16 protein-coding genes are annotated in these 17289 nt (G+C 42.3%); 13 read left to right on the top strand and 3 right to left on the bottom strand.

Annotated features, from left to right (window positions below):
• Positions 1 to 62: 62 nt before the first annotated feature.
• Positions 63 to 977 carry a ribonuclease Z gene (gene rnz, locus EL244_RS02675; RefSeq protein WP_126458558.1) on the top strand — a complete coding sequence of 305 codons (915 nt, stop codon included), beginning with the start codon at positions 63 to 65 and terminating at the stop codon, positions 975 to 977.
• Between the two features lie 50 nt (positions 978 to 1027).
• On the opposite strand, the gene EL244_RS02680 is transcribed toward rnz, so the two are convergent.
• Both EL244_RS02680 and deoC read right to left on the bottom strand, forming a co-directional pair.
• Complete coding sequence (locus tag EL244_RS02680) at positions 1028 to 1810, bottom strand: DeoR family transcriptional regulator (protein ID WP_126458561.1); 783 nt, start codon at positions 1808 to 1810, stop codon at positions 1028 to 1030.
• Positions 1811 to 1856: 46 nt separating this feature from the next.
• Entirely contained in the window at positions 1857 to 2525 is a 669-nt protein-coding gene (gene deoC, locus EL244_RS02685; protein WP_006815981.1) for a deoxyribose-phosphate aldolase, read from the bottom strand.
• 183 nt (positions 2526 to 2708) lie between these two features.
• On the opposite strand from deoC, the gene rbsK reads away from it, so the two are divergent.
• The 10 genes from rbsK to EL244_RS17875 all read left to right on the top strand — a co-directional run bounded on the left by rbsK (position 2709) and on the right by EL244_RS17875 (position 13277).
• A complete protein-coding gene (gene rbsK / locus EL244_RS02690; RefSeq protein WP_039855726.1) occupies positions 2709 to 3629 on the top strand; it encodes a ribokinase in 921 nt (306 codons plus the stop codon).
• A gap of 162 nt (positions 3630 to 3791) precedes the next feature.
• Positions 3792 to 5099, top strand: coding sequence for an L-fucose:H+ symporter permease (gene fucP / locus EL244_RS02695; RefSeq protein WP_006815977.1), 1308 nt, complete (start codon positions 3792 to 3794; stop codon positions 5097 to 5099).
• 63 nt (positions 5100 to 5162) lie between these two features.
• Complete coding sequence (locus EL244_RS02700) at positions 5163 to 6179, top strand: aldose 1-epimerase family protein (RefSeq protein WP_172597494.1); 1017 nt, start codon at positions 5163 to 5165, stop codon at positions 6177 to 6179.
• Positions 6180 to 6406: 227 nt separating this feature from the next.
• The gene (locus tag EL244_RS02705; RefSeq protein ID WP_006815975.1) at positions 6407 to 7420 is read left to right on the top strand and encodes a mechanosensitive ion channel family protein; all 1014 of its coding nucleotides are present in this window, start codon (positions 6407 to 6409) and stop codon (positions 7418 to 7420) included.
• A gap of 272 nt (positions 7421 to 7692) precedes the next feature.
• Positions 7693 to 9852, top strand: a complete 2160-nt coding sequence (locus EL244_RS02710; protein ID WP_126458567.1) for an ornithine decarboxylase — start codon at positions 7693 to 7695, stop codon at positions 9850 to 9852.
• 99 nt (positions 9853 to 9951) lie between these two features.
• A complete protein-coding gene (uriH, locus tag EL244_RS02715) occupies positions 9952 to 10887 on the top strand; it encodes a uridine-preferring nucleoside hydrolase UriH (RefSeq protein WP_126458570.1) in 936 nt (311 codons plus the stop codon).
• 287 nt (positions 10888 to 11174) lie between these two features.
• Positions 11175 to 11495 carry a type II toxin-antitoxin system RelE/ParE family toxin gene (locus EL244_RS02720; RefSeq protein WP_006815972.1) on the top strand — a complete coding sequence of 107 codons (321 nt, stop codon included), beginning with the start codon at positions 11175 to 11177 and terminating at the stop codon, positions 11493 to 11495.
• Between the two features lie 36 nt (positions 11496 to 11531).
• Positions 11532 to 11864: a HigA family addiction module antitoxin gene (locus EL244_RS02725; RefSeq protein WP_039855724.1), complete on the top strand. Its 333-nt coding sequence runs from the start codon at positions 11532 to 11534 to the stop codon at positions 11862 to 11864.
• Between the two features lie 112 nt (positions 11865 to 11976).
• Positions 11977 to 13002, top strand: a complete 1026-nt coding sequence (gene dusA, locus EL244_RS02730; RefSeq protein WP_126458573.1) for a tRNA dihydrouridine(20/20a) synthase DusA — start codon at positions 11977 to 11979, stop codon at positions 13000 to 13002.
• A gap of 101 nt (positions 13003 to 13103) precedes the next feature.
• Entirely contained in the window at positions 13104 to 13277 is a 174-nt protein-coding gene (locus tag EL244_RS17875; RefSeq protein ID WP_172597495.1) for a hypothetical protein, read from the top strand.
• A gap of 45 nt (positions 13278 to 13322) precedes the next feature.
• On the opposite strand, the gene EL244_RS02735 is transcribed toward EL244_RS17875, so the two are convergent.
• A complete protein-coding gene (locus tag EL244_RS02735) occupies positions 13323 to 14306 on the bottom strand; it encodes a quinone oxidoreductase (RefSeq protein WP_126458576.1) in 984 nt (327 codons plus the stop codon).
• Positions 14307 to 14515: 209 nt separating this feature from the next.
• Here EL244_RS02735 and dnaB point away from each other — a divergent pair, with 209 nt between their 5' ends.
• Positions 14516 to 15925: a replicative DNA helicase gene (gene dnaB / locus EL244_RS02740; protein WP_006815966.1), complete on the top strand. Its 1410-nt coding sequence runs from the start codon at positions 14516 to 14518 to the stop codon at positions 15923 to 15925.
• A gap of 247 nt (positions 15926 to 16172) precedes the next feature.
• Positions 16173 to 17255: an alanine racemase gene (gene alr, locus EL244_RS02745; RefSeq protein WP_126458579.1), complete on the top strand. Its 1083-nt coding sequence runs from the start codon at positions 16173 to 16175 to the stop codon at positions 17253 to 17255.
• Positions 17256 to 17289: the final 34 nt, after the last annotated feature.

Genomic DNA, 17289 nt, shown 5'->3' on the forward strand with positions numbered 1-17289 from the left:
TGAAGTTCGGGTTAGATTGGGGGCATATCTAATAAAAAGAACAATATAAATAAGGAATGGGAATGGAATTAACGTTTCTAGGAACCAGCGCGGGTGTACCGACAAAAGATCGAAATGTCACCAGCATGCTGCTGGATTTGATTGGAATTCGCAAAAATTATTGGGTATTTGATTGTGGGGAAGGAACTCAGCACCGAATTTTAAACAGTCCATTTAAACCCTCAAAAATTGAAAAAATCTTTATTACACACTTACATGGTGACCATATTTTTGGGCTACCGGGGTTGCTATGCAGTCGCTCTATGGGGGGATCAACTGACCCATTGACGATTTATGGGCCTAAAGGATTGAAACAGTATATAGAAACCGCATTGTCGCTCAGTAGCTCCTATATGACTTATCCTCTTGAGATTATTGAAATCGAAGCGGGGCAGTTATTTGATGATGGAAAACTGATTGTGACGGCATATTCTCTCGATCATCGGGTGGAATGTTATGGCTATCGCATTGAGGAATACGCGAAACTAGGAGCTCTAAATGCTGACAAACTGGCTCAAGATAATATCCCCCGAGGGCCATGGATGCTGGCGTTGAAGCAAGGGAAGCAGATTCAATTAGATGATGGGCGAGAGGTTAATGGCACCGATTATCTGGAGGAACCAAGAAAAGGTAAAGTCGTTGCCATTTTTGGAGATACTATCCCAACACCGAATGCCTTACTATTGGCCAAAGATGCGGATGTCATGGTTCATGAAACAACCTTAGAGGCTGAATTTGAAGATAAAGCCAATGAGCGTGGGCATTCAACAACTCGCCAAGCAGCATTGCTTGCTAGGCAGGCAGGAGTAAAACGCTTTATCGCCACCCATATAAGTGCACGTTATGGGCCTCAAGACATCCCCAGATTATTAGCCGAATGCCAAGCTGAATTTCCGGCGACAGAAATAGCGGAAGATTATCTGACGATTAAAATCTGAAAAAAGTGTCGATTTTTGTTATCAAAATCGACACATAAGGAAATCCCATTTTAATAAATCACCTTCACAAACCCATTTCGGCAATACGCTTCATACTCATCAGTAAGTTGTCGATTAGTCACAATCACATCAAACTGGGATAACTCCCCCATATTGGCTGTTGCGACTTCATCGAACAAATTATAAGGCGCCAACAAAATCTTCCGGATAGATTTTTCCATTCCTTTCTTTTTCATCGGCAAATCATCGATATTGTAGCAAGTCACGCCATAGGTGCTGTGGACTCCAGTGGCGGACATAAAGGCTTTTTTGGGATTAATTGAGTCCAGTAATGAAGGCAGTGTTGGGCTATAAAATGAGTCACTTTTAGGACGATATTCCCCACCACAGAGCAGTGCAGTGGCATTTTTTTTCTGGCTCAGAGCAAGAAAAACGTTATGGGAATAACAAATTCCGGTGAAACTGATCTCTTCGGGGATTAGGGAAATCAAGGTTGCCATTTCGATCCCATTATCAAAAAAGATCACATCGTCTTCACTGACCATACTGGCGGCGAGATTAGGGATGTAGAGTTCTTCTGTTTGATCGGGCGTGAAAATATCAGCGTGGTGTTCGGTTGGTGATAAGTGGGAAGTAGGTTGAGTGACAGAAACAATGTAGCCACCAAGCAGTGACATAGGGATAGGGCCTTCAGTATCCGCATTGAGATCTCGGCGAATGGTCATTTCAGAGACTTCAAGTATTCTAGCGGCTTCTTTGAGATGAATGCGTCCTGAACGTTTGATACATTCACTTAAGCGGCGAAGGCGTTCTTTTTGTTTAGTTTCTATCACCCTACAATCCTTTTTATAATGGCGCGGACGAACCGCGCCCCGTTGTTTAGTACTCACTTGGAGTGGTTTCATCTCCAGTCACAATTGAGACACTTGCGCTTGCGCCAACACGGTTAGCACCGGCTTCAATCATTTTAATCGCTGTTTCACGAGTACGAACACCGCCAGAGGCTTTGACGCCGATTTCGTTACCAACGACTTTACGCATCAATGCGACATGATGCTCAGTTGCACCCATTGTACTGAATCCTGTTGAAGTTTTCACAAAACCAACTTTCATTGTGCGGCAAATTTCACAAACTTGTGTGATTTCTTCATCAGTTAACAGGCAATTCTCTAAAATAACTTTCAAAGTGGCATTTCCGCAAGCGGCAAATACAGCTTCAATATCACGGCGAACGAATTCTAAATCACCACTTTTAAGCATACCAACGTTGATAACCATATCGACTTCATCGGCACCACGGCGAACAGCTTCTGCTGCTTCAAATGCTTTTGCTTCTGTTAAGCATGCGCCTAAAGGAAAGCCTACCACACAGCAAACTTTTACATCACTGTCTTTTAAGCATTCGCTTGCAAGAGGTACATAGCCTGTATTAACACAAACAGAGGCAAAGTGATATTGTGCAGCTTCTGCACATAACGTTTTGATATCATTAACAGTTGCGTTTGCTGCGAGTAAGGTGTGATCAATATATTTCGCTAAATCTTGCATTTTAAACCTTCCTATATGATGTGAATTAGGATAAACGTGGGTTAGGTAACAAAGAATGAGGAAATGTGGCAGATATAACACTTGATCATTCGTTATTCGAGATCCTAATCACAAATGATATTTTTGCAACATGATAATGTTAGTATTATATCATTATGTGATTTATTTAACACGAGGGACATTATGGATATAGCAGTTATAGGTTCAAATATGGTCGATTTGATCACTTACATCGATCAAATGCCAAAAGAGGGGGAAACCCTCGAAGCGCCAGCGTTCAAAATTGGTTGTGGCGGTAAAGGTGCTAACCAAGCGGTTGCTGCGGCAAAACTGAACTCAAAAGTGATTATGTTAACCAAAGTCGGTGACGATATCTTTGCTGATAATACCATTCGTAATCTTGAGTCTTATGGCATCAATACCCGTTATGTAGAAAAAGTGCCTTGTACATCCAGTGGGGTTGCGCCAATTTTTGTGAATCAAAACTCCTCTAACAGTATTTTGATCGTCAAAGGTGCGAATAAATTCTTATCTCCAGAAGATATCGATCGCGCTGCTGAAGATCTGAAAAAATGTAAGTTGATCGTGCTGCAATTAGAAGTACAGCTGGAAACGGTGTATCACGCAATTGCATTCGGGAATAAGCATAATATTCCTGTGTTGCTTAACCCAGCCCCAGCTCAGCGTTCATTGGACTTAGATTTTGCGTGTCGTTGTGACTTCTTTGTACCGAACGAAACGGAGCTGGAAATTCTCACCAATATGCCAGTAGATACCTTGGATAACGTTCGTCGCGCAGCCCAATCTTTATTAGATAAGGGACTGAAAAACCTGATTGTTACATTAGGTGATAAAGGCGCGCTATGGATGACTCGTGACAGTGAGTTGTTAATCCCTGCAATCAAAGTGAATGCTATCGACACCAGCGGTGCAGGTGATGCCTTCATCGGTTGCTTCTCCCATTACTATGTTCACACCGGAAATATCGAAGAAGCAATGAAAAAAGCCGTTCTGTTTTCTGCATTTAGCGTAACAGGCAAAGGTACTCAATCCTCTTATCCGAGTATTGAGCAATTTAGTGAATTTGTTCAGTTAAGTAATTAGTCCTTATCGTCTTTCAAGCACCAGATGCATTGCCTGTACCCGCAATATTTGCTCTGAATTTGAATGATGTTGAGCATGACCGGTTGAAATGAATGCCGCCAATAGAGCGATAAAGCAACGTTTAACCGGTTAAAAATATTATAAAAATTATTAAGGGTTACCATGAACATTAAGAACATCACTCAGTTACCTGATGGGTACCTGAATAAGACACCTCTATTTCAATTTATCCTACTTTCCTGCTTATTCCCGTTATGGGGATGTGCAGCTGCACTTAATGACATTTTAATCACACAGTTTAAAAGCGTTTTTGAACTCAGTAACTTTGCGTCAGCATTAGTGCAAAGTGCGTTCTATGGTGGTTACTTTTTGATTGCGATCCCGGCTTCACTCGTGATCAAAAAAACCAGCTATAAATATGCGATCATGATTGGATTGATCTTGTACATCGTGGGTTGCACCATGTTCTTCCCAGCTTCACACATGGCAACCTACACCATGTTCTTAGCGGCGATCTTTGCGATCGCAATCGGCCTAAGTTTCTTGGAAACCGCAGCGAATACCTACAGTTCGATGATTGGTCCAAAACAGTATGCGACCTTGCGTTTGAACATCAGCCAAACTTTCTACCCAATCGGTGCCGCTGGCGGGATCTTGCTGGGCAAATATTTAGTGTTCTCAGAAGGTGAAAGCTTACAAAATCAAATGGCGGGTATGGATGCGACGCAGCTTCATGAATTCCGTCTGGCAATGTTAGAAAATACCCTCGAACCTTACCGTTATATGATTATGGTGTTGGTCGTGGTAATGATTCTGTTTTTAGTGACTAAATTTCCAAAATGTAAAGTGGCTGAAACGGTGGAACATAAACGTCCATCTGCGATGGATACTCTGAAATACTTAGCGAAAAACAGTCGTTTCAGAAAAGGCATTATCGCTCAGTTCTTATATGTGGGGATGCAAGTTGCGGTTTGGTCATTCACTATTCGTTTAGCGCTTGAAATGGGCGATATCAACGAGCGTGATGCCTCTAACTTTATGGTGTACAGTTTCGCTTGCTTCTTCATTGGTAAATTTATTGCCAACATTCTGATGACCCGTTTCAATGCCGATAAAGTGCTAATTATCTATTCTATTATCGGCGTGCTGTTCTTAGTGTATGTCGCCTTTATGCCAAGCTTTACCGCTGTTTACGCTGCTGTATTAGTGAGTATTTTGTTCGGACCATGTTGGGCAACTATCTATGCGGGAACCCTCGAGACAGTTGATAACGAACATACTGAAATGGCGGGTGCGGTGATTGTGATGGCGATAGTCGGCGCGGCAGTGGTTCCTGCGATTCAAGGCTATGTTGCAGACCTCACTCATTCACTCCAGCTTTCTTTCTTAGTTTCTATGTTGTGCTTTGTATATGTGGGCATTTACTTCGTTGGTGAACGCCGCTTCAAAGCAAAACAAGCTGCTAAATAAACCAAAAAGTATATTGGGTAGGCTTGCCTGCCCAATTCTCATTATCAAACCGTGAGTATGACCATGAACACAATGATCCCGTTACATAAAAGCTTATTTACGGAAAAACCGACATTAATCGTTAAAAATAGCCAGTTTTCCGTTTCCGCATTTGTTTATCACTCTGGGGTTCAAGGTTTACGCGTTGAAAACCAGCAAGGTCACCTGACAATTTTGCCATTTTTAGGGCAGATGATTTGGGATGCGGAGTTTTGTGGGCAAAACCTGAAAATGGAAAATATGTTTTCAGAGCCTAAACCCGTCCCCACCGTGATTGAAACGTATGGATGTTTTGCATTCCATTCCGGCTTAATCAGTAATGGCTGCCCATCACCAGAGGATAACCATCCATTACATGGAGAAATGCCTTGTGCATCCATGGATAGCGCATGGCTTGAACTGACTGAAAATAGTCTGAAAGTGTGTGGCGAATATGAGTATGTGATGGGGTTTGGTCATCACTATCGCGCAGCACCTTCCGTGCAATTACATGCTGGCAGCTCGCTATTTGATATTCATATGTCGGTGACGAATTTAGCATCGGTACCAATGCCACTTCAATATATGTGCCATATGAATTATGCCTATGTGGATAATGCGACACTGACGCAAAACATCCCAGAGCAAGCTATCAAGCTACGTGAGTCTATTCCTGGACATGTCCATCCAACCCAAAAATGGCTCGATTTCAATCAAGCATTGAAATCAGGCGAAATCACCTTGAATCAGCTTAACCAGCCACAAATGTGCGACCCGGAAATTGTCTTTTTTATGGATAATCTGAGCCAATATACTCAAAATCCAGAGTTTAGAATGACATCTCCTGCGGGTAATACTTTTGTGACTCGCTTTAAATCGAATGAACTTAATTATGCGACTCGCTGGATTTTATATAATGGCGACCAAAAGGTTGGGGCGTTTGTGCTACCAGCAACATGCCGTCCTGAAGGGTTTCTTGCTGCAAAAAATAACCAAACATTGATTTGGTTAGATGCGGGGGAAAATCGTCAATTTACAGTGACGACGGGTGTAGAAAAGTAATTTTTAATTATTTTTTTCGCGAAGGCTGCTGATTAGTAGCCTTTTTTATTGCTGAATAACGGCAATACTCAGTATTGTTTGTCATGAATAATTCATTATTGGACTATATGAAAAGTAATTGATAATTATTAGGAAACTTAAGCGAATAATTGCTATCTTAGCGATTATTCACTCATAATTTAGAGTGTTATTTTTCATACAGCAAGTTGATTTTAGGGCAATAAACCATGATTCAAACACTACTCGAAAAATATGCTGTCGGTATGACTATCATTACCGTCTGTTTGGTTGTGTATTTAATTTTCGAGATTTTACATAAAAGACATAAACATAAAAGAAAAAGTATTCTGGTTCATGTAATCCAAACTATTGTGTTGTGTGTGATTGTTTTAGCCATTGCTCAGACCGTGGATATGGCAGCCAGTGATTTCGAGCTCAGCTTTATTTCTACACCATTAATTAATTTAGTGGCGATATCGGCGATTACATTAATTATTATGCGAAAGCTGTTTCAGTTAGCAAACCGCCTTGAAAAACAACAAATTAAAAAAGGTAGTGACCCAACTTCAGCACGAATTATCGCTCGTATCTTTAAAACCACCGTTTTTGTCATCATCGTCCTATTGTTTGGTGAACATTTTGGCATGAGCCTCTCAGGCTTAATGGCATTTGGTGGGTTAGGTGGTATTGCGATTGGTATGGCGGGTAAAGATATCCTGAGTAACTTTTTCTCTGGGATTATGCTCTACTTTGATCGCCCCTTTAATATTGGGGACTGGGTGAGTTCTCCAGATAGAAATATTGAAGGTACAGTAGTCGAAATTGGCTGGCGGTTGACCAAAATAGTCACTTTTGACCATCGTCCTTTATATATTCCCAACTCGTTATTTTCATCAATTAGCGTAGAAAATCCTGGGCGCATGACCAACCGACGAATTAAAACGGAAATTGGTTTACGCTATGAAGATTCTGACAAAATTAGTGCCATAGTGGATGATATCCGCACGATGCTGAAACAAGATGAAAATATCGATACAGGGCAAACGTTATTGGTTTATTTTGATGCTTTTGCAGATTCATCATTGAATATTATGGTGTACTGTTTTACCAAAACAACTGTGTGGGCTGAGTGGTTAGATGCACAGCAAACGGTCTACTTAAAGATTATTGAGATCGTTAAAAAGCACGGTGCAGACTTTGCTTTCCCATCGCAAACGTTGTATGTGGAAAAAAACCAGTAACGTCCCAATCCTGTAAAATTAACCGACTCATTCACTGTAATATAAATGTGAATTAGTCGGTTAATCTGCAAACTATTTCTATGTTATGTTTTAATGCTGATGAGTCGTGAGTCCTCCTTTGAAATTTTTATGCTATTAACCAGCAAGTTATAAAAAAGATTCAACTTAGGCCAATTTGAATCTTTTTGCTCACGCTTCGATTGTTTCAATCTCGTTATCTATCAAGTATATTGACCGCCTCTTTACCTCAGCTAACCAAGAGCCAGACTGCTATGAAGAAAATCAATGTGGCATGTAGCCAGGGGGTCGCTATCTATTTTACTGGTGCTTTTCAGTGGGTAGATATTCGCGATGCACAGTTAAACAATATTGCTGCGGTTGTGCTATCTGAACAAGATGCCAACCAAGGGCTGTGGAAGAGGGTTGCTGATAGTAAGCTCAGTATTCCACTGTTTATCATTAGTGATAAACAGCTACCAGAACATGGAAATAAACCACCTTATTTAACCGCATTATTACCACCAGCCCCTGCGGCTCGTGAAGATAATAGCCGCCAGTTACGTGAGGCGGCGAATCAATATCTTGAGCAGTTATTACCCCCATTTTTTGCTCGAATGATGGATTATGCTGCTGGACACAATGTGACTTTTGCATGTCCGGGGCATCAAGGCGGACAATTTTTCCGTCGCCACCCTACCGGAGAGCAATTCTATCAATTCTACGGTGAAAACTTATTTCGTACTGACCTGTGCAACGCCGATGTCGCCATGGGAGATTTGTTGATTCATGAAGGAGCGGCAAAAGAAGCACAAAAATTTGCAGCGAAAGTGTTCAATGCCGATAAAACCTATTTTGTCCTCAACGGTACTTCATCATCGAATAAAGTGGTTCTAAATGCCTTGCTCACACCGGGAGATTTAGTGCTCTTTGACCGGAATAATCACAAATCAAACCATCACGGGGCGCTTATTCAAGCAGGAGCAACTCCTGTTTATTTGGAAACTGCCCGTAACCCATTTGGGTTTATTGGTGGCATTGATGCTCAGTGCTTCGCGGAAGAGTATCTGCGTGAGTGCATTAATGAAGTGATGCCAGAAAAAGCGCAAGCTGAGAAGCCATTTCGTCTGGCAGTGATCCAGTTAGGAACCTACGACGGTACGGTCTATAACGCAAGGCAAGTGGTCGATAAAATTGGACACCTTTGCGAATATATTTTGTTCGATTCTGCATGGGTTGGTTACGAACAATTTATCCCAATGATGCGCCAATGCTCCCCATTATTGCTGGAATTAAATGAAAATGATCCAGGCATTATGGTTACGCAGTCGGTACATAAACAACTCGCTGGTTTTTCCCAAGCCTCGCAAATTCATAAAAAAGATAATCATATTAAAGGGCAGCAGCGATTTGTATCCCATAAAAAGCTCAATAATGCCTTTATGATGCATGCCTCGACTAGCCCATTTTACCCGTTATTTGCCGCTTTGGATGTGAATGCACGTATGCATCAAGGAGAGGCTGGAGAAATGATGTGGATGGAGTGTGTGAGACAAGGGATTGAAGTTCGTAAATCCATAATTAAGCATTGCCGTTACTTTAAACCGTTTGTGCCTGAATTCGTCGATGGTAAACCGTGGGATGAATATCCTACCGAGCAAATTGCTTCGGAACAGCGTTTCTTTAATTTTATTCCAAAAGAACGTTGGCATGCCTTTGATGGATACGCACAAGATCAATACTTTGTTGACCCTTGTAAATTAATGCTGACCACTCCGGGAATTGATGTGGAAAGTGGTGAGTATGAGTCTTTTGGGGTTCCAGCCACTATTCTGGCGCACTTCCTGCGTGAGCATGGGGTGATCCCTGAAAAATGTGATTTAAACTCAATTCTGTTTCTATTAACCCCCGCAGAGTCACAAGAAAAGCTTGAGCTGCTGGTTTCTCATTTGGTGCGTTTTGAGCAACTTTTAGATGAAGATGCGTTATTAGAAGAGGTTTTGCCTTCAGTTTATCAGCGTTATCAAGAACAATACCAAGGCTATACTTTACGTCGCCTATGCCAAGAAATGCACCAGCTAAGTGTGGATTTCAATATTAAACAGCTACAAAAACAGATGTTCAGGAAAGTGCATTTCCCGCAAGTGAAAATGAACCCACAACAGGCTCACGTTGAATTTATTCGTGGCAATGTGGAGTTATTGCCATTGGATGAATTAGAAGGGCGCATTGCCGCAGAGGGTGCATTACCTTATCCTCCGGGAGTACTGTGTGTGGTGCCGGGAGAAGTGTGGTCAGGGCCTGTGCTGCAATACTTCAAAGCGTTGGAAGCGGGAATTAATGCGCTACCGGGCTTTGCTCCTGAACTACAGGGTGTCTATATCTCGAAAAATGAAGATGGGCCTAAACGCGTGTATGCGCATGTTTTGAAATAATTTTCTTCGTATTCAGATACTAATCATAGATTTTGCCTTATGAGATAGCTAAATTGGGATCAGTAAAATGCTGATCCCAATTAACGACAAGGTAATGCTATGACAAAAAAGATTATTCTTGATTGTGACCCAGGGCATGACGATGCTATCGCCATGTTATTGGCTTACGGTAACCCGGAGATTGATTTACTGGCTGTCACCACGGTAGCTGGCAACCAAACCCTCGAAAAAGTCACCTATAATGCTCGAGCGATTGCCAAAATGGCAAATATTTGCGGCATTCCGTTTGCGGCGGGATCGGCTCGTCCATTAGTGCGTGAAGTTGAAGTTGCACCAGATATTCACGGTGACTCAGGGCTTGATGGGCCTGAGCTTCCAGCTCCCACATTACAGTTAGATGAGCGTCATGCTGTCGCGCTAATCATTGAAACGATTATGGCGAATCCGCCAAAAACTATCACATTAGTGCCAACAGGCGCGCTGACCAATATTGCTCTAGCGGCGAGATTAGAACCCCGCATTGTGGAGAGAGTGAAAGAAGTGGTATTGATGGGTGGCGGTTACCACGTGGGTAATTGGAGTCCGGTCGCGGAATTTAATATCAAAATTGACCCTGAAGCAGCACACATTGTTTTTAATGAAACATGGCCGTTAACCATGGTGGGATTGGATCTTACTCACCAAGCTCTAGCAACACCCGAAGTTGTCGCAAAAATTGCAGATATTGGGACTAATTGCTCGCAATTTGTTGTCGAACTATTAGATTTCTTTGGAAAAATGTACAAGCAGGCTCAAGGCTTTGATGCACCCCCAGTTCATGATCCTTGTGCAGTTGCATATGTCATTGATCCGTCAGTCATGACGACTCAGAAAGTACCTGTGAATATTGAATTAACCGGTACATTGACTCTCGGTATGACGGTGGCGGATTTTCGTTATCCTATTCCTGAAGATTGCCATACCCAAGTCGCGGTGAAATTAGATCGTGATAAGTTTTGGAAAATGGTCATTGATGCACTGAAAAATATTGGTTAATAAAAATCGTATTCTGATCTAGTCGTGAAGAAGTCAAATGCCCTTTTTATCATTGATAAAGAGGGTTCTTCATCCAACCCCTTCAAATTAATGATTAGCTTCCTAAGATTTATTAGGAAAAAGTGTTTTTCTAAATAGCCTATATTTCTCCATCTCATCAATTAATTTATTATTTTCCTATAGGTCGCTATTAATAAAAATGGTGCGCATCTATGCACTGTGCTATTGTGCATTCAATGCCGTAATGCTATTTTAGTCATTGCTACCTACAGGATCATAAATGACTCATGGAGGAGGTTTATGTGAATGAAGATAATGATTGTCGTTTAATTTTTAGAGATGAGTATTTACGACTATTTTATGTCTATGGAAAGTTACATCGTCTAATTCCGTCTATCATCTGCACTGTTTTAGCCCGAAAGTTAGACATGCTAAATGCAGCGAAAACATTACAGGATTTTAAAAGTCCCCCAGGAAATCGGTTTAAGCAGCTCAAACCACCGTTGGAAGAATTTTACTCAATTAGAGTTAATGGGCAGTATCGGCTTATATTTAAATGGAAAGATACAGTCGAGGGATTGTATTTGGATCCTCATAAAGATGTTTAGCTAGATGATTTATTTGGAATAGAAAAACCGGAGGATTTGATGCAAGCGACGAGAAAACCTGCAAGTGTGGGGGATATTTTGTTATATGAATACTTACTCCCTACAGGGATGAAAATTCATGAGCTGGCAGAATTATTAGGTGTTCATAGAAACACGGTAAGCTCTTTGATTAATAATAATCGAAAGTTATCAACTGACATGGCATTTAAGCTCGCAAAAGCGTTTGGAACCAGTAAGCAATTTTGGATAAATTTACAACAGGCTCTAGATATCTGGGAGGTTGAAAATGATCCTCGATTGCAGGAAGAAATTAGTCATATTTTGCATTATGAAGATTTTTTAAAACAAAAATCACAGAAAGTCGCCTAAACAACCGCACAGTTTATTATGACAAAAGAAAGCTAGCTGCTAAAATGCGGCTTTCTTTTGCTATTTCACAAAGCATAAGCCTTAAACTCGATACCAACACCAAAAGACCAGCATGCAACAAAATCAAACGTTAGAACAAAATACCCCATCAACAACCGATGGTGACAAAAATCTTAACCGCTTCTCGGTTGCGCCGATGTTAGATTGGACAGACCGTCATTGCCGTTATTTCCATCGCTTACTGACTAAAAATACGTTGTTGTATACCGAAATGGTGACCACTGGTGCGATTATTTTTGGTAAAGGTGACTATCTTGCGTATAGCGAAGAAGAGCATCCAGTTTCCTTACAGCTTGGTGGTAGTGATCCTGCAGCATTGGCTCAGTGTGCCAAGTTGGCGCAAGAGCGCGGTTATGATGAAATCAATCTTAACGTGGGTTGCCCGTCGGATCGCGTACAAAATGGGCGTTTTGGTGCTTGTTTGATGGCTGACGCCCAATTAGTGGCAGATTGCGTGAAAGCGATGCGTGATGTGGTGTCGATTCCCGTGACAGTCAAAACTCGTATTGGTATCGACGAGCAAGATAGCTACGAATTTCTCTGTGATTTTATCGATACAGTTTCGACCAAAGGTGACTGCGATACATTTGTTATCCATGCTAGAAAAGCATGGCTATCAGGTCTTAGTCCGAAAGAAAATCGTGAAATCCCGCCTTTAGATTACCCGCGAGTTTATCAACTAAAACGTGATTTTCCTCATCTGACAATGGCGATAAATGGCGGCGTTAAAACCCTTGAAGAAGCCAAAGAACATCTCAAGTATTTAGATGGTGTGATGATGGGGCGCGAAGCCTATCAGAATCCATCAATTTTAACGGCGGTTGATAATCAACTGTTTGATGAAACAATGCCAATTGTGGATAGCATTGAAGCGGTACGTCGCATGTATCCGTACATTGAAAAAGAGCTGTCTAATGGCGCATACTTAGGGCACATGACCCGCCATATGCTAGGGATTTTCCAAGGTATTCCGGGAGCTCGTCAATGGCGTCGCCATTTAAGTGAAAATGCTCACAAAAAAGGGGCAGACTTGGCGGTAGTTGAACAAGCATTAGCCTTTGTCACTCGAGGCGAGTAAATACCAATTAAACGAAATCACAGTTTCTGTATTTACACCAAGGTATCAGATTATCTGCATGCTATGCTTAAAATAATTTTGATAAATAAAATAGGTGGTAAATGAAACTGTTATTAATGGCTTCATTAATTTTAGTTGTTGCTGGTTGTTCAAATTCAGGTGGTAAACCTGCTGATCCCCCAAAACAAGATCCCTATGAGGGCAGTGTACTGAATACCATCAAAGAAAATCAGCAGAGATATAAAGAGCAGCAAGCTCGCAAAGGTATTTACTAATCAAAAAAGCGCCGAGTTATCAATCGCTCGGCGCTTTTTTATTGCTTAAGGGATTAGCAGGCTAGAACCTTGCGTTTTTCTCTGTTCCAGCGTTTGGTGTGCTTTTTGTGCATCTTTTAGTGCAAAGATTTGTGATGCAGGCACATCCACATTGACCTTACCACTTAGAATCATATCAAACAGTGCATTACTGGCTTGATCTAACTCAGCTCTGTTAGTCACATAGACGCCGAGTGATGGGCGGGTCACATATAGCGCGCCTTTTTGGTTAAGAATACCAAGGTTTACACCAGTCACTGCCCCCGACGCATTCCCAAAACTCACCATTAATCCTCTGCGTTTTAGTGAGTCTAAAGAAGCTAGCCAAGTGGCTTGCCCGACCGAGTCATAAACCACATTTACTTTTTCGCCGTGAGTGATTTCTTTAACTCGCTCTGCAATATTTTCAGTTTGGTAGTTGATCACTTCCCAAGCACCCGCGGCTTTGGCGCGTTGTGCTTTCTCTTCTGAGCCAACAGTGCCAATCATTTTTGCGCCTAATGCTTTGGCCCATTGACAGGCAATTAATCCCACACCACCTGCTGCGGCATGGAATAAAAATACTTCATCTTTTTGAATTTGATAGGTTTGATTTAGGAGGTAGTAGACGGTCATTCCCTTGAGTGAGCTGGCGGCAGCTTGTTCGAAGGAGATATCGTTCGGCAAATGAGCCACTGCATTAACCGGGACATTATGGACTTCACTATAGGCACCTAAAGGGCTTTGAGCATAAACCACTCGGTCACCTGGCTTGAAGCCAGTGACTTGAGAGCCTGTCTTGACGACCACACCCGCCGCTTCGGTTCCTAAACCACTCGGTAAAGCTGGCACTGGGTACAATCCACTGCGAACATAGGTATCGATAAAATTTATACCAATGGCGCGGTTTTCGATTTGGATCTCGTGCTCGGCTGGCTCTTTTGGGGAATAGTCAACAAAATTGAGAACTTCAGGACCACCATGCTGCGAGAATTCAATACGTTTTGCCATGATTATCTCCAATGCTTTAGTTTATTTTATTCACAGTACCAATTGCGCCATCATAACGCGATGCTTTAATAATAAGAATTATCGGTTTGTGCGTTGTGTTGGTGATGATGGCAATAATATCTTGTTGAGAGATTGATAAAGACGCCACACGACATCACAGATTGGCGTATACTAACTGTTGGTTAATTATAGACGTGGATATTTTAAGTATGGCTAAAAAACCCTCCTCAGATTACAAGACAAATACACCGCGAGATCGGCAAATGGAAGGGCTCAAACTTCCACCGCACTCTATTGAAGCGGAGCAATCTGTTTTGGGGGGACTGATGTTGGATAATGAGCGCTGGGATACGGTTTCAGAGCGCGTCACATCGGCAGACTTTTTTAGTCGTCCTCACCGTACTATTTTTTCGCAAATGCAATTTTTGCTGGAACAAGGCAAGCCCATTGACTTAATCACGCTTTCTGAATCCCTTGAACAACAAGGGGAATTAGATGGTGTTGGCGGCTTTGCTTATTTAGCCGAATTATCAAAAAATACGCCAAGTGCGGCGAATATTAATGCTTATGCTGATATCGTTCGTGAACGTGCAGTTGTTCGCGATATGATTTCTGTGGCAAATGAAATTGCCGATGCGGGTTATGATCCGCAGGGGCGCAGTAGTGAAGACTTGCTTGATTTAGCAGAAAGTAAAGTTTTCCAAATCGCAGAATCTAGAGCAAATAAAGAAGATGGTCCAAAAGGGATCGAAGCGATTCTGTCTGAAACGGTAGAGAAAATCGAACAGCTGTATCAGCAGCCCCACGATGGGGTAACTGGCGTCTCGACGGGTTATCAAGATTTGGATAAGAAAACCGCGGGATTACAGGGCTCTGACCTGATAATTGTGGCTGCACGTCCATCAATGGGTAAAACGACTTTCGCGATGAACTTATGCGAAAACGCAGCGATGACGGAAGAAAAACCGGTACTCATTTTCAGTTTGGAGATGCCCGGTAACCAGATCATGATGCGTATGTTAGCGTCCCTTTCTCGCGTCGACCAAACGCGTATTCGTACGGGGCAATTAGATGATGAGGATTGGGCGCGTATCTCCAGCACCATGGGGATCTTGATGGAAAAACGCAATATGTACATCGATGATTCGTCTGGTTTGACACCAACGGAAGTTCGTTCCCGTGCACGACGTATTTATCGTGAACATGGTGGGTTAAGTCTCATTATGATCGACTACCTTCAGTTAATGCGAGTGCCCGCTTTATCGGATAATCGTACGCTAGAAATCGCAGAAATTTCGCGTTCATTGAAAGCGTTAGCAAAAGAACTTAATGTACCCGTTGTAGCACTATCTCAGTTAAACCGTAGCCTTGAGCAACGAGCAGATAAACGCCCTGTGAACTCCGATTTACGTGAATCTGGGTCTATCGAGCAAGATGCTGACTTAATTATGTTTATCTATCGTGATGAGGTTTATCACGATAATAGTGACCTCAAAGGGGTTGCAGAGATTATTTTGGGTAAACAGCGTAATGGTCCAATAGGGACGGTGAGGTTGACGTTTAATGGGCAGTGGTCGAGGTTTGATAATTATGCCGGGCCGGCCTATCAGGACGAGTAACCTTGGTCACCTCGTCATATTTTGAGCTGTAGCTGTGTTGGTTTCTCTCAGCTACCCTAGTCACATACTTATGTATGCTCCTAGGGATAGCTTCGTTTACCGCCTTGCTACAGTTCAAACTATTTAGAGGCTGGTAATCTCGTCATATTTTGAGCTTATAGAAGATTAAAGATTAAAGATTATTTCGGTTAATTTAAGTTTTGGCAGTTGGTTGATAAATTTTAAAATGAATAATTAAGAGGAAGAAATGAAAGCGGCAACAGCATTAATAAACCGCCGCGCTCTGCGACACAACCTGCAACGAGTTAGAGAGTTGGCACCAAATAGCCGCCTGATTGCAGTTGTTAAAGCAAACGCTTATGGTCATGGGTTAGTGGGAGTGGGCACTGAAGTTCAAGAGCTTGTGGACGGGTTTGGTGTTGCGCGTTTAAATGAAGCTCTGCTCCTGAGACACCAAGGTGTCAATAAACCGATTGTTTTACTTGAAGGTTTCTTCGAGCAATCGGATTTACAGCTGATGGTAGAGTACAATATCGATACGGTAATCCACTGTGTTGAACAGCTGGAAATGCTAGAAAGTGCTCAGCTCGCCAAACAAATCAAAGTGTGGATGAAGTTGGATACTGGCATGCATCGTTTAGGTGTACTTCCTCAACACGCTGAAAGTTTTTATCAACGTCTACAAAGCTGTCAGAACGTTGACCTACCTATCAATATTGTCAGCCATTTTTGCCAAGCGGATGCTCCTGAACTGCCTACTACCGCGAAACAAATCGAATGCTTCCAACAGTTTGTATCCGATAAACCGGGTGAAAAATCGATCGCGGCTTCAGCTGGGATCCTACTATGGCCAGAAGCACATTATGACTGGGTTCGCCCGGGAATTATGATGTATGGCGCATCTCCTCAAGAAGGCAAAAGTGCCGCAAGCTTCGGTTTACTCCCCGTTATGACCTTAAAATCGAGCCTGATTGCCGTGAGAGAGCATTCTGCTGGGCAGTGTGTGGGTTATGGCGAAACATGGTGCAGTGAACGCAATACTCTCTTGGGCGTGGTGGCAATTGGTTACGGAGATGGTTATCCACGTAATGTTCCATCGGGTACGCCAGTGCTGGTTAATGGAAGAAAAGTTCCCATTATTGGCCGAATTTCCATGGACATGACTGTGGTGGATTTAGGTCCAGATTCCACAGATAAAGTGGGTGATGATGTCATTCTATGGGGTAATGCACTGCCAGTGGAAGAAATTGCAGCGCAAACGGGCATTATTAACTATGAGCTTCTCACTAAGCTCACCTCGCGAGTCGCAATGGAATATGTAGACGAATAGATCATAACGGGTTATTTTCACAAGACAAAAAGTA

It is taken from the genome of Providencia rustigianii, assembly GCF_900637755.1.
Lineage (GTDB): Bacteria > Pseudomonadota > Gammaproteobacteria > Enterobacterales > Enterobacteriaceae > Providencia > Providencia rustigianii.